This window comes from Microbacterium yannicii (assembly GCF_024055635.1).
Classification (GTDB): Bacteria; Actinomycetota; Actinomycetes; order Actinomycetales; family Microbacteriaceae; genus Microbacterium; species Microbacterium yannicii.
Genome location: NZ_JAMXMB010000012.1, coordinates 57,409 through 70,420 on the forward strand (window position 1 = coordinate 57,409; position 13,012 = coordinate 70,420).

9 protein-coding genes are annotated in these 13,012 nt (G+C 69.4%); 8 read left to right on the top strand and 1 reads right to left on the bottom strand.

What is annotated here, in order from left to right:
• The first annotated feature begins 20 nt into the window (after window positions 1-20).
• From NCG93_RS06690 to NCG93_RS06710, 5 genes are read left to right on the top strand one after another with little or no spacing between them, the layout of a single operon-like run.
• Entirely contained in the window at window positions 21-1,583 is a 1,563-nt protein-coding gene (locus tag NCG93_RS06690; RefSeq protein WP_194414718.1) for an ABC transporter substrate-binding protein, read from the top strand.
• A 57-nt stretch (window positions 1,584-1,640) separates the two neighbouring features.
• Complete coding sequence (locus NCG93_RS06695; protein ID WP_194414717.1) at window positions 1,641-2,582, top strand: ABC transporter permease; 942 nt, start codon at window positions 1,641-1,643, stop codon at window positions 2,580-2,582.
• Window positions 2,583-2,611: 29 nt separating this feature from the next.
• Window positions 2,612-4,399, top strand: a complete 1,788-nt coding sequence (locus NCG93_RS06700) for a dipeptide/oligopeptide/nickel ABC transporter permease/ATP-binding protein (RefSeq protein WP_241741909.1) — start codon at window positions 2,612-2,614, stop codon at window positions 4,397-4,399.
• Window positions 4,396-5,235, top strand: a complete 840-nt coding sequence (locus tag NCG93_RS06705) for an ATP-binding cassette domain-containing protein (protein ID WP_194414716.1) — start codon at window positions 4,396-4,398, stop codon at window positions 5,233-5,235. The genes NCG93_RS06700 and NCG93_RS06705 overlap by 4 nt, the downstream gene beginning before the upstream one ends.
• Window position 5,236: 1 nt before the next feature.
• Window positions 5,237-6,691 (top strand): glycoside hydrolase family 43 protein, encoded by a 1,455-nt coding sequence (locus NCG93_RS06710; protein ID WP_194414715.1) that lies wholly within the window; start codon window positions 5,237-5,239, stop codon window positions 6,689-6,691.
• Here the strand turns inward: NCG93_RS06710 and NCG93_RS06715 are convergent.
• Window positions 6,680-7,303 carry a TetR/AcrR family transcriptional regulator gene (locus NCG93_RS06715; RefSeq protein ID WP_194414714.1) on the bottom strand — a complete coding sequence of 208 codons (624 nt, stop codon included), beginning with the start codon at window positions 7,301-7,303 and terminating at the stop codon, window positions 6,680-6,682. The genes NCG93_RS06710 and NCG93_RS06715 overlap by 12 nt on opposite strands.
• Window positions 7,304-7,400: 97 nt before the next feature.
• On the opposite strand from NCG93_RS06715, the gene NCG93_RS06720 reads away from it, so the two are divergent.
• From NCG93_RS06720 to NCG93_RS06730, 3 genes are read left to right on the top strand one after another with little or no spacing between them, the layout of a single operon-like run.
• Window positions 7,401-8,636 carry a glycoside hydrolase family 1 protein gene (locus tag NCG93_RS06720; protein ID WP_194414713.1) on the top strand — a complete coding sequence of 412 codons (1,236 nt, stop codon included), beginning with the start codon at window positions 7,401-7,403 and terminating at the stop codon, window positions 8,634-8,636.
• Window positions 8,637-8,640: 4 nt separating this feature from the next.
• Entirely contained in the window at window positions 8,641-11,643 is a 3,003-nt protein-coding gene (locus tag NCG93_RS06725) for a glycoside hydrolase family 2 TIM barrel-domain containing protein (RefSeq protein ID WP_194414712.1), read from the top strand.
• Window positions 11,613-13,001: an MFS transporter gene (locus NCG93_RS06730; protein WP_252787475.1), complete on the top strand. Its 1,389-nt coding sequence runs from the start codon at window positions 11,613-11,615 to the stop codon at window positions 12,999-13,001. The genes NCG93_RS06725 and NCG93_RS06730 overlap by 31 nt, the downstream gene beginning before the upstream one ends.
• Window positions 13,002-13,012: the final 11 nt, after the last annotated feature.

Here is a 13,012-nt window from a genome sequence, read left to right on the forward strand (position 1 = left end):
CATTCAAAGGAGTCTGGATCATGTCGATACCCCGTACCGGCCGACGGCCGCTCAGGTTCGCAGCGTTGGGCGCTGCGGCGCTCGCCGCCGCCCTCGCCCTGTCCGCCTGCAGCGGCTCGCCGGAAGCGGCGCCCTCCGCGTCTGCCGGTTCCGTGGCTGAGAAGGATCTCGCCATCGCGGCGGTGTCGGGACCCAACTCGCTCGACCCGGCGCAACTCGTCGACGGACAGCAGCAGTTCGTGTGGTCGTCGATCCTCGACACGCTCCTCGCAAAGGAGAACAACACCGGCGAGCTCATCCCCAACGCCGCCGAGAGCTGGCAGTACAACGAGGACGGTACCGAGCTGACGCTCACGCTCCGCGAGGGTATGACCTTCAGCACCGGCGACCCGGTGAACGCCGACGCGGTCGTCGCCACGATGCTGCGTAACAAGAACACCCCCGGCGTCGTGCAGGTGAAGTACGGCGCCGTCACCGATGTCACAGCCGAGGACGACCTCACCGTGAAGGTGACGTTCAGCTCGTTCGACCCGCAGTTCCTCTCGAACCTGACCGGAGGCGCCGGCGCCATCGGCGACCCCGCGACTCTCGATGACGAGCGGACCGCGACCGACCCGGTCGGATCGGGCCCGTTCACGCTCGACGTCGCGAAGACAGTGCCCGGCAGCACCTACGTGCTCACCAAGCGTGACGACTACTGGAACGCCGACGCGATCCCGTTCAAGACGTTCACCGTCCGTGTTCTCCAGGACCCGACGGCGTCGTTCAACGCGCTGCAGGCCGGAGAGATCAACGCCGCCACCGTGCAGACCCAGCTGCTCGGCCAGCTGGGCGACGAGTATGCGATCCAGCAGATCGACGCGCAGGCAGTCGCATATCTCGACATCCTCGACCGCGGCGGGGAGAAATGGCCGGCCCTCGGCGACGAGCGTGTGCGCCAGGCGCTCAACTACGCGATCGACCGCGAGGGCGTCCTGAAGGGCATCTTCAGCGGCGTCGGCATGGTGACGGAGCAGATCTTCAGCCCGTACGGCCAGGTCTACGACGAGTCGCTCAACGAGACGTACGACTACGACCCCGAGAAGGGCAAGGAGCTCGTCGAGGAGGCGGGCTACGCCGGCGAGACCTTCCAGATCCCGAGCACGTTCCTCTCGACCTCCCTCGAGCCGACCCTCACGCAGGCGTTCGCCGATGTCGGGCTCACGCTGGAATGGGTGCCGGTGCCGCCGCAGCAGGCGCAGTCCGCGCACCTCTCGGGCGACTACCCGCTCAGCTTCCAGTTCACGGGCTTCAACTCCGACCCGGCGGACGCCGCCTCGCACTACGGCGCCAGCGGCTACGCCAATCCGCGGGGCTACACCGACGACACCATCGATGAGCTCTTCGGCACCATCAACTCGACCGTCGATACCGAGGCCGCCCTGCCGGCGTACCAGGAGCTCAACGCGTATGCCGTGGAGCAGGCGTTCGAAGTGCCGATCGTGTTCGTCGGCGCGACGTGGGCCGGCCGCGACGGGATCGTGATGGTCGATGACGGCCGCAGCTCGGTGCCGACCGTGCGACTGTTCGGCGTCAGCGAGTAAGACCATCCGGGGATGCGGGCACCGCCCGCATCCCCGGATCAACCCCAGGGAACGACGATGATCTCCTACACGCTGCGCCGGCTCGGCGCGGGGCTGATCCTGATCCTGCTGGTGACGTTCATCACCTTCCTACTGCTCAGCACCTCGTTCGAAGACGTCGCGAAGACGATCCTCGGCCAATCGGCCACGCCGGAGGCCACGGCGGCGCTGATGCAGGCGAAGGGCTGGGACCGGCCCGTACTCGTGCAGTACTTCGACTGGCTGGGGGCAGCGGTACGCGGTGACTTCGGGACCTCGGTGTACACATCGCTCCCCGTCGGCCCCACGGTGTTGCAGCGACTGGCGGTGACCCTCTCGGTCATCATCCCGGCGCTCATCCTGACCGTCATCATCTCGACAGTCCTCGGTGTCTGGGCTGCGGCCCGCGGAGGCGTCGCCGACCGACTCTCGCAGGGGATCTCGCTCATCGGCTACATCGTCCCCGGGCTCCTGCTGGCCATCGGCCTGGTGGTCATCTTCGCCGTCCAGCTCAAGTGGCTGCCGGCCACCGGCTACACGCCTCCCGGCGAGGACCCGGCCGCCTGGGCACGCAGCATCACCATCCCGGTCATCGTGCTCGTCATCGGAGGCGTCGCGAACATGGCCGCCCAGGTGCGTGGCCGCATGATCGACGAGCTCCGTCGCGACTACGTCCGCACACTCCGCACGCGGGGTACTTCGACGACCTCGATCGTGCTGCGGCATGCCCTGCGCAACGCCGCCAGCCCCGCGCTGACCGTGATGTCGCTCGAGTTCATCGCGATGTTCGGCGGCGCACTGATCATCGAGAACGTCTTCGCGCTGCCGGGCTACGGCAGCTTCGCGTTCAACGCCTCCCTGCAGGGCGACATCCCCGTGATCCTCGGCATCACCGCCTTCGGCGTGCTGCTCGTCACGGTGGTGAACCTCCTCACCGACCTGGCCAACGGCTGGCTCAACCCGAAAGCGAGAGTCCATTGAGCGACGACCGTGGACCCATGATGGAGGCGATGACGACGCCGAGCACCGAGCTCATCGTCGCCATCGAGGATGCGGCGACCGCTTCCCGGACGCCGATGTGGAAGCGCCTGCTGAAAGACCCGCAGTTCGTGATCACGGCGAGCATTCTGCTGCTCATCTTCCTCATGGGCGTCCTCACCCCGCTGCTGACGCAGCAGGGACCGAACGACGCCGACCTCTCGATGGTCAATGCACCGGTCGGCACCCCCGGCTACCCGCTGGGCGCTGACGAATCCGGCCGCGACATCTGGACGCGACTCCTGCACTCCATCAACACGGCCGCCATCTCCGCCCTCATCGGTGCCGGCGTTGCGCTGACGGTCGGTGTGATCGCGGGCCTCATCGGCGGGTACTTCGGCGCGGTGACCCGGGCGTCGACGGAGTGGCTGTTCAGCCTCATCATGACCTTCCCCGGCATCCTGCTGCTGATCATCCTCATGCCGGTGACCGGAGGCGATTATCGCTTCACGATGCTGATCTTCGGCGTGCTGCTCTCGCCGGGGATCTACCGCATCGTGCGCAACCTCGTCGTCGGCGTCAAGAACGAGCTCTACGTGGATGCCGCGCGGGTCTCGGGCCTGGGCAACATGCGCATCCTCAGCCGTCACGTGCTCTTCGTCGTCCGCGGCCCGATCATCATCGCCGCGGCGTTCATGGCGGGTTCCGCCATCGCCGTGCAGTCCGGGCTCGCGTTCCTCGGCGTCGGCTCGCTGCAGATCCCGAGCTTCGGCTCGATGATCTCCTCCGGCTTCCGCAACCTCTACATCGCTCCCACGCAGTTCCTGTGGCCCAGCCTGCTGCTCGGCGTCATCACCGCCTCGCTGGTGCTCCTCGGCAACGCGCTGCGCGACACCCTCGAAGGCTCCAAGCCCACACCGGTCAAAGTGGGCACCGGCCAGCGTGTGGCGACGGGTGCCGACGTCGCGCCCCGCGGGTCGGGCGCGCTGCTCGAAATCACCGACCTCGGAATCGCGTACCGGGGTCCCAGCGGTCAGCCGCGCGAGGTGGTCCGCGGGGTATCCCTGTCGGTCGCGCGCGGGCAGGTCGTCGGCGTCGTCGGAGAATCCGGTTCGGGCAAGACGCAGACGGCGTTCGCCACGCTCGGCGTGCTCCCGGCGGAGGCGGTCATCACGCGCGGGTCCATCCTCTTCGACGGCCAGGAGCTGGTGGGTCTGACCGACGCGCAGATGCGGCCGCTCCGCGGCAAGGCGATCGCGTACATCCCGCAGGAGCCGATGTCGAACCTCGACCCCTCGTATCGCGTGGGCTCCCAGCTGGTCGAAGGAGTGCGCTCCGCGCTCGGGGTGTCGAAGCGCGAGGCCAAGGCCCGCGTGCTCGCGCTGCTGGAACGGTGCGGCATCGCCGACCCTGCGCGCACCTTCGACTCCTATCCGCACCAGATCTCCGGCGGCATGGCGCAGCGCGTGCTCATCGCGGGCGCCGTCGCCAGCCGGCCGCAGCTCCTCATCGCGGACGAGCCCACCACCGCGCTGGACGTCACCGTGCAGGCAGAGATCCTCGATCTGCTCCGCGATCTGCAGTCCGAGCTCGACATGGCGATCCTCCTGGTGACCCACAACTTCGGTGTCGTGGCGGACCTGTGCGACCGCATCGTCGTGATGCAGAAGGGGACCGTCGTGGAGGCGGGATCGGCGCTCGAGATCTTCCGGCATCCGCAGGAGGACTATACGAAGATGCTGCTCGGCGCGATCCTCGACGATGGGTCGGTCCGTGCCGACGAGCCGGCGGCTGCGCCGGTGGAAGGGATCCTGCGATGAGCCTTCTCGAGATCGGTGACCTTCGCGTCGCCTTCCCCGGTCGCGGCTGGCGGGCGAAGCCCGTCGAGGTGCTGCACGGCGTCTCCCTCGACGTCGGCCAGGGGGAGACCCTGGGCCTGGTGGGGGAGTCGGGTTCCGGAAAGACGACCATCGGGCGCGCAGTGCTCGGGCTCGTCAAGCCCTCCGGCGGTCGCATCCTGTTCGACAGCGAGGACATCACCGCTGTCGGCACGCGGGAGCGGCGTCGCCTGGCGAGAGACATCCAAGTGGTGTTCCAGGACCCGTACACCTCCCTCAATCCCTCGCTCACAGTCGGCGACATCCTCGCGGAGCCGCTCGTCGTGCAGGGCGCGACTGCGAAGGACGCGCGGGCACGGGTGCGGACGCTGCTGGACCAGGTGGGACTGCCTGCGGATGCCGCGGAGCGACTCCCGCGCGAGTTCTCCGGCGGTCAGCGCCAACGTGTCGCCATCGCGCGCGCGCTCGCGCCGAAGCCGAAGCTCATCGTCTGCGACGAGCCGGTCAGCGCCTTGGATCTCTCGACGCAGGAGCGGGTCCTCGACCTCTTCATCGACATCCAGCGCTCCACCGGTGTCGCCTACCTCTTCATCTCGCACGACCTGACGGTCGTCCGTCACATCAGTCATCGCGTGGCGGTGCTGTACCGAGGAGACCTCGTCGAGACCGGGCCGGCGGCCCGAGTGACGTCGGACCCCGAGCACGATTACACGCGACGGCTGCTTCTGGCATCACCCGTCGCAGATCCGGTGGTTCAGCAGCAGCGGCGTGAGGAACGTCGCAAGCTGGTGGCGGCCGAGAGAGCAGTGACGGCCTGACATGACACAGCGCCCCATCCTTCCCGGATTCCACCCCGACCCCTCGATCTGCCGTGTCGGCGACGAGTATTACCTCGCCACTTCCTCTTTCGAGTACTTCCCCGGTGTGCCGATCTTCCGCTCGCGCGACCTCGTCGAGTGGACGCAGCTGGGGAACGTCCTCGATCGTCCGTCGCAGCTGAACGTGCGCGCCGGGCTCACCGGGGCGAGCGGCGGGATCTACGCGCCGACGTTGCGCCATCAGGGCGGCCGATTCTGGATGACGACGACGAACATCCATGACATCGCGCGAGGGCAGCTCATCGTCCACTCCGACGACCCGGCGGGCCCGTGGAGCGAGCCGGTCTACACCGAGGGACTCCTCGGGATCGATCCCGACCTCTCGTGGGACGACGACGGAGTATGCCGGCTCACCTGGAGCGACGTCATCCGCCCCGGCATCTCGCAGGCGGTCGTCGATCCCGCCACCGGCGCGGTGCTCTCGGAGCCCCAGACGGTGTGGGCCGGCACGGGCGGTGCCCACGCCGAAGGCCCCCATCTGGTGCGCCGGGGAGACTGGTGGTACCTGCTCGTGGCGGAAGGCGGCACAGGCCCTGGTCACATGGTGACCATCGCGCGCTCGCGACAGCCAGAGGGGCCGTTCGAGCCCTCGCCCACCAATCCGATCCTCACTCATCGCAGCACGAGCGCCGACGTCCAGTCGACCGGGCATGCGGACCTGGTGCAGCTCGCCGACGGCACCTGGGCGATGGTCTTCTTGGGGACCAGACCCCGCGGCACGTTCCCCCGTTGGCATACGAACGGCCGAGAGACCTTCCTCGCGGGAGTCGACTGGGTGGACGACTGGCCCGTCGTCGACGAGAGCCGCTTCGACGTCGCCGAGCTCGACACGGCCTTCGACGACCGCTTCGAAAGCGCCGCACTGGACGCGCGGTGGATCGCGCCCGGGGTCATGCCGGCGTCGTTCGCCGTGCCTGGTGAGGGCGGGGTGACGCTGAGCCGCGGTGCGTCGGGAGAAGCCCGCCCGCTGGTCACGCGCGTCCGCGATGAGACGTGGTCGGCTCGAGCCGATGCCCTCGGTGACTTCGCGCTGTCCGTCCGGATCGATGATGCGCATCGTGTGAGCATCGAGCGCATCGGCGACGAACTGGTCGTGCGCGGGGTGATCGGCCCGCTCGACGGAGTCCTCGCCCGCGCCGATGCGCCCCGCTCCGCCTACTCGCTCGAGATCCGCGCAGAGGAGTTCGAAGCCGAGCGCGGGGCGCGGCGGGGCCCGGATCTCGTCAGGCTCGGGTACGCGACCGACGAGTTCGTCGAACTCGCGCAGGTGGACGGCCGCTACCTCGCCACCGAGGTGGCGGGCGGTTTCACCGGTCGCGTCGTGGGCGTCGAGGCGACCCGCGATGACGTCGTCGTGACCAGATTCGCCTACCGGGGGCTCTCGTCACGAGCCTGATGGCGGCAGGTCCTTCGCGAGTTCCGGCGCCAGCGTCGCGAGAAAGGACTGCACGGTCTCTTCGACGTCGATCGCCTCGCGATCGAACAGCCACTGGGTGTGGAGGCCGTCCAGCACGGCGATGGTGACGGCGGCAAGGGAGGCCGGGGGCAGGGGCGAGGACAGCCGCCCTTCCTCGTGCAGCCTGTCGAACAGCCGGGTCATGAACCCGCGGACGTTGCGATAGCGCTGGGCGAAATACGCGTGCGCAGGGTGGCCGGGCGCCGAGGCCTCGCCGGTCAGCACGGCGCCGAGCTCGACGAGGCCGACGTGGCGGTCGCGATCGACCAGAGTCTCGGCCATCCCTCGTAGCATGTCGAGCGGATCAGCATCCGGTGACAGCGCGGAGTGGGTGCGCAGGTACTCCGCGCTGCGCTGGTCCTGCAGGTCGAGGACGGCCGTCAACAGGTCCTCCTTGCGGGGGAAGTGATGCAGCAGACCTGTGTGGCTGATGCCCGCCCGCCGGGCGATCTCGGCCATCGAGGCGCCATGGAATCCGGAGTCGCCGAACGCCGTCAGGCAGGCGGCGATGATTCCGCGGCGGACTTCGGCGGTCTTCGCGTACTGCGCCATCGGCGCCTCCTCAAATTAGTGAGACCTTTCGATTTCTATGCTAGCGTGATGTTTGGCAACCGGTTGACGGTCCATTCGAGCGAGACAAGGATGTGCGATGACGAACTTCCCCGACGGCTTCCTCTGGGGCGCGGCGACCGCCGGACACCAGATCGAGGGCAACAACGTCAACAGCGACTGGTGGGCGCGCGAGCAGCAGATGCCCGGCATGGAGCCCTCGGGCGATGCCTGCGACAGCTACCACCGCTATCGCGAAGACATCGAGCTGCTGGCCGACGCCGGGCTCACGTCGTACCGCTTCAGCCTCGAGTGGTCCCGCATCGAGCCGCTGCCGGGCCGGTTCTCGCGCGCGGAGCTGGCGCACTACCGCCGCGTGATCGAGGCGTGCCTCGACCGTGGCGTCACACCCGTCGTCACGCTGCAGCACTTCACCACGCCGCAGTGGTTCGCCGCCGCGGGCGGGTGGACCGCACCCGACGCCTCCGAGCGCTTCCAGAGCTTCACGACTGAGGCGACGACCATCCTCGACGGCGTCGAATGGGTCGCGACCATGAACGAGCCGAACATGCAGGCCGCGATCATGACGGCGATGCGTCGCATGCAGCAGGCCGGTGACGGCCAGTGGCAGAGTCCCACGGTCGAGAGCGACGGCACGGGCGACGCCGACCGCAAGAAGAACACCCACAGCGAGTTCCTGACCTATGCCGACCCGGAGATCGGGCGGAGCTTCGTCGAGATCCACCACGCCGCCCGCGAGATCGTCCGGGCACGGACCGGGGCGAAGGTGGGCTGGACCATCGCGGCCGGCGCGCTCACGGCGGCTCCGGGCGGCGAGAAGAAGCTGGAGGAGATCCGCTACGGCAAAGAAGACATCTACTGGGAGGGTGCTCGCGGCGACGACTTCGTCGGCGTGCAGGCGTACTCGAGCCAGGAGGTCGACGCGAACGGCCTCGTGCCGCACCCGCAGAACCCCGACAACACGCTGGTCGGCACGTCCTACCGCCCCGACGCGCTCGCCATGGCGGTCCGCCACGCATGGGATGTCTCGCACGGCGTTCCCATCGTCGTGACGGAGAACGGGATCGCGACCGCCGACGACGCCCAGCGCATCCGCTACACCGACGAGGCGCTCCGCGGCCTGCACGCCGCAATGGCCGACGGCATCGATGTGCGCGGCTACCTGCACTGGAGCCTTCTCGACAACTACGAGTGGGGCCACTGGGGTCCGACCTTCGGACTCATCGCCGTCGACCGCGAGACCTTCGTCCGCACGCCCAAGCCCAGCCTCGGGTGGCTCGGCGAGGTCGCGGGCCGCAACGGCCTGCCGGAGTAACGCCATGCCCGCCGTCCTCGATCCCAGTGGATTGACGCATCCTGGTCGACTCCCGATCAGCTCGCTCCGTCGTCCGTTCGCAGTCGATCTCGACGGCGAGTGGGACTTCGCCCTCGTCCGGTCGCCGGCCGACCTCGAGGCGGCGGCATGGGTCAGGGCGGAGGTGCCGGGGCTATGGACCATGTCCTCGGACATCGACCGACCGCACTACACGAACGTCGCGATGCCGTTCGCGGATGTGCCGCCGCACATCCCCGCGGACAACCCGCTTGGCGTGTACCGCCGCTCCTTCACGTTCCCGTCGTCGAGGGATCGGGTGATCCTGCACGTCGGCGCAGCAGAGGGGCACCTGCGCGCCTATGTCAACGGGACGGCTGTGGGCACCAGCGGCGATTCGCACCTCGCCGCGGAGTTCGACATCACCGATGCCGTGCGAGAGGGCGACAACGTCGTCGAACTGCACGTGGCGAAGTGGTCGTCGGCCAGCTACCTCGAGGATCAGGACCAGTGGTGGCAGTCGGGGCTGGCACGGTCGGTCGGCATCGTCACGCGCCCAAAGGTCGCGCTCGCCGATGTGACGGCGGTCGCCGACTTCGATCCGCAGTCCGGCCGCGGAGCGCTCGCACTGACGGTGGAGACCCATGGGCTGTCGCACCTGGCGGAGCCGGCCCACTCGGCCCGCGTGACGCTGCGCGGCTCGACCACCGAGCTGCCTGTCTCTGGCCGGGTGGCGGCGCCGACCCTGCCGAAGCCCGACCGTGATCGCTCGACGCGTCCCGCGCCGCGTCTGCCCGAGGACTTCATGGACCTCCTCAGCATCCGCGCGGCGAGCGCTCCGGTGCCGCCGGAGTTCCGCGCCATCCCCAACACGCTGGGCGCACCGCCGCTGCCGGCATCGCCGGCGGGCACGGCCCGGTTCCTCCTCGATGATCTCGACGTCGATCCGTGGTCGGCCGAGAGTCCGGCGCTCTACGACCTCGACATCGAACTCCTGGATGCCGGGGCGCACGTGGTCGACGCCACCAGTCTGCGCATCGGGTTCCGTCGCGTGGAGATCGTCGGGCGGGACCTGCTCGTCAACGGCGGACGCATCATGGTGCAGGGCGTCGCGCGGCATGACGTGGATCCGCGGACCGGGCGCGTGATCTCGTACGAGCGCATGCACGCCGAGCTGTCGCTGCTGAAGCGCATGAACGTCAACGCGATCCGCACCGCGCATTACCCCAACGACCCCCGGGTGCTCGACCTGTGCGATGAGCTCGGGCTGTACGTCGTGGACGAGGCAGACGTCGAGGGGCACGCGTTCGCGTCGATCCTCCCCGACGATCCGCGGTATCTGACCGAGATCGTCGACCGCGTCGCGCGCATGGTCGTGAGGGACCGCAACCACCCGTCCATCATCGCGTGGTCGCTCGGCAACGAGACCGGCTACGGCGCCGCCCACGACGCCGCGGCGGCCTGGGTCCGGCGGTTCGACCCCACACGTCCTGTCCACTACGAGGGCGCGATCTCGACAGACTGGCACGGAGGTCGTGGCGCGACAGACATCGTGTGCCCCATGTACGGATCGTTCTCGGCGCTCAAGGCCTATGCTGCCGACGACCGTGCCGACCGGCCGTTGATCCTCTGCGAGTACGCCTATTCGCAGGGCAACGCGACCGGCGAACTCGCCCACTACTGGGAGCTCTTCGAGACGCTGCCGGGCCTGCAGGGCGGCTTCATCTGGGGGTTCGTCGACCAGGCGCTCGATCCTGACGGCGACGGGCGCTACCGGTACGGCGGGGACTTCGGCGACGAGCCGAACAACGGCCCGACGCTGCTGTTCGGAATCGCCTTCCCCGATCTGACGCCGAAACCGGCGTTCTGGGAGGCGCGGGGGCTGTTCAGCCCCGTGCGCATCGTCTCCGACGGCGAGTCCGCGGGCCGTGGCCGGCTGCGGATCCGCAACCGCCAGACCTTCGCCGACCTGTCGCGCCTCGAGCTGAGCGCGCGGATCGACGGGCCCGGGGGAACGCTCGCCGAAGCCGTGATCGATGCCGGCGCGCTCGCGGCGGGGGCGGAGCTCACGATCGAGCTGCCCGCGACGCTTCAGACGTCGCTCGCCGAAGCGATCGGCGTCTCGGTCGTGGTGCGGACCCGCCACGACGAGCTCTGGGCACCGCGCGGCACCGAGCTGGCGGTGGAGCAGGTCGTGCTTCCGCGGGGTCCGGTCGCGATGCCCGCGACCGTCGCACCCGTCGAGCTCGGCGACGCCGGCGCCATCGAGCACCGGCTGCTCACGATGGCACCGCGGCTCAGCCTGTGGCGGGCGATGACCGACCACGACGTGTCGTTCGCCCTCGACAACCGATTCGTCCGCTCGGGGTTCTTCGCACTCGATGCGCAGTCCGTGGAGGTCGTCGACGGCGAGCGCGAGACCGTGGTCACGACCACCTACACCGCCGCCTTCGGCGACGAGGTGCGTCACGTCCGCACGCTGAGCCGCCTGGGTGACCACGACTTCCTCCTGCACGAGCAGGTCGTGCTGCCGGAGGGCACACGGGACGGGCTTCGCGTGGGCGTCGAGTTCCACCTGGTCGCGGGCTTCGACACCGCGCGCTGGACGGGCTTCGGGCCCTGGGAGAACTACCCCGACCGTTCGGCATCCGCTCTGCTCGGCGCGTGGGAGTCGCCGATCGACGAGATGTCGGTGCCCTACATCGTGGCGCAGGAGAACGGCACTCGCGGTGGAACGACCCGCTTGGAGCTGCGTGGTCCGTCGGGCGTCGTGGAGGTCGAGATGGCGGAACCGCTCCACATCAACGTGGCGCGCCACACGGTGGCGGAACTCGAGGCGGCGGACCACTGGTGGAAGCTCCCCGCCTCCGACCGCACGGTCGTCCACCTCGACATCGCGCACCGCGGCCTCGGCTCGGCGCTACTCGGTCCCGACACCCGGCCTATCCACCGGCTGTTCGGCGAGCGCTACGAGTGGACGTGGCGGCTGCGCCTGCGGGCCACGGCATGACCCGGGCGACCGACCCTGTCGCGCACGACGCGCGGGAGGCAGCGGAGGAGCGCGTCCCCACCGGGAACGTCGTCCTTCCGCAGCCTCCGGCGGGACCAGGCGGGCGGTCGGAGGCGGATGCGGCGGACCTGCCTCGCGTTCCCCGGTGGCAGCTCGTGCTGCTTGTCGCGGCCACGTTCGGGGGCGGCATGGCGATGGTCGTGCCCATGGCGTATTCGCTCGCGGTCCGGCTCGACCAGCTGGCGCCCGGCCGCACCGACATCCTCGGCTACATCCTCGGGATCGGGTCCGCGGCGACCCTGGTCGTCGCGCCGCTGACCGGCATCCTGAGCGACCGGACGCGCACGCGCTGGGGTCGCCGACGACCCTTCACCGTCCTCGGACTCGTGCTCGGCGTCGCCTCGATCCCGGTCATGGCCTTCGCGCCGGACCTCGTCTGGCTCGGCGCCGGCTGGGTGCTGTCGACCGTGGGCTGGGGAACGGCGGCGGGTTCCGTCGGCAACTGGCAGGCCGACCGGCTGCCGGCGAGCCAGCGCGGCAGCGTGTCGGGGCTGACCGGCCTCATGATGCAGATCTCACCGGTCGTCGGCATCGTGCTCGTCGGCCCGCTGCGCGGCGACATCCTGCTGGTCTTCGCCGTTCCCGCTGCGATCGCGACGGTCTTCATCGGCCTGTTCGTCACGTTCGCCCACGAACCCGACAGTCGACGGATGCCGCGGCAGACCCGCCTCACGATCGGCGGCGTCGTGCGCAGCTACGGGTTCCGCCCCCGCGAGGTGCCTGACTTCGCCTGGAACTGGCTGGGACGTTTCGTGTTCTTCCTCGGCCTCACGCTCACCACGAGCTTCTCCGTGTTCTTCGTCGCCCAGCGCCTCGCGTTGCCGGTGGCCGATGTCGCCGGGGTGCTGGCGCTGACCTCCAGCCTCAGCATCCTGTCGGCCACGCTCGGCGCGATCGGCGGCGGATGGCTGAGCGACCGCCTGGGACGTCGCAAGCCGCTGATCCTCATCGGGGCGATCCTGTTCGGGGCCGGATGCGCAGTGTCGGCCTTCGCCTACGGGCTGCCGCTGATCATCGCCGGCACGTTGCTGTCGTCGCTGGGAATCGCCTCGTTCTCGGCCGTCGGCCAGGCGCTGGTCCTCGACGTGCTGCCGGAGCGCGAGACGCAGGCCGGCCGCTACATGGCGATCACCATGTTCGCCCAGAAGATCCCCGGAGTCATCGCACCGCTCGCCGCCCCTGCGGTGCTGGCGATCGGTGCCGGCGGCCAGAACTTCACCGCGCTGTACCTGACCGCTGCCGCGCTCGCGGTCCTCGGCGGGTCCATCATCACCCTCAGGGTCCGCGGCATCCGCTGACCCTCCACACC

What these genes read in the sequence shown, in the direction of transcription:
- NCG93_RS06725 (WP_194414712.1), top strand. Translation starts at nt 8,641, where the DNA reads ATGCCCGCCGTCCTCGATCCCAGTGGATTGACGCATCCTGGTCGACTC.
- NCG93_RS06690 (WP_194414718.1), top strand. Translation starts at nt 21, where the DNA reads ATGTCGATACCCCGTACCGGCCGACGGCCGCTCAGGTTCGCAGCGTTG.
- NCG93_RS06695 (WP_194414717.1), top strand. Translation starts at nt 1,641, where the DNA reads ATGATCTCCTACACGCTGCGCCGGCTCGGCGCGGGGCTGATCCTGATC.
- NCG93_RS06705 (WP_194414716.1), top strand. Translation starts at nt 4,396, where the DNA reads ATGAGCCTTCTCGAGATCGGTGACCTTCGCGTCGCCTTCCCCGGTCGC.
- NCG93_RS06715 (WP_194414714.1), bottom strand. Translation starts at nt 7,303, where the DNA reads ATGGCGCAGTACGCGAAGACCGCCGAAGTCCGCCGCGGAATCATCGCC.
- NCG93_RS06710 (WP_194414715.1), top strand. Translation starts at nt 5,237, where the DNA reads ATGACACAGCGCCCCATCCTTCCCGGATTCCACCCCGACCCCTCGATC.
- NCG93_RS06700 (WP_241741909.1), top strand. Translation starts at nt 2,612, where the DNA reads ATGACGACGCCGAGCACCGAGCTCATCGTCGCCATCGAGGATGCGGCG.
- NCG93_RS06720 (WP_194414713.1), top strand. Translation starts at nt 7,401, where the DNA reads ATGACGAACTTCCCCGACGGCTTCCTCTGGGGCGCGGCGACCGCCGGA.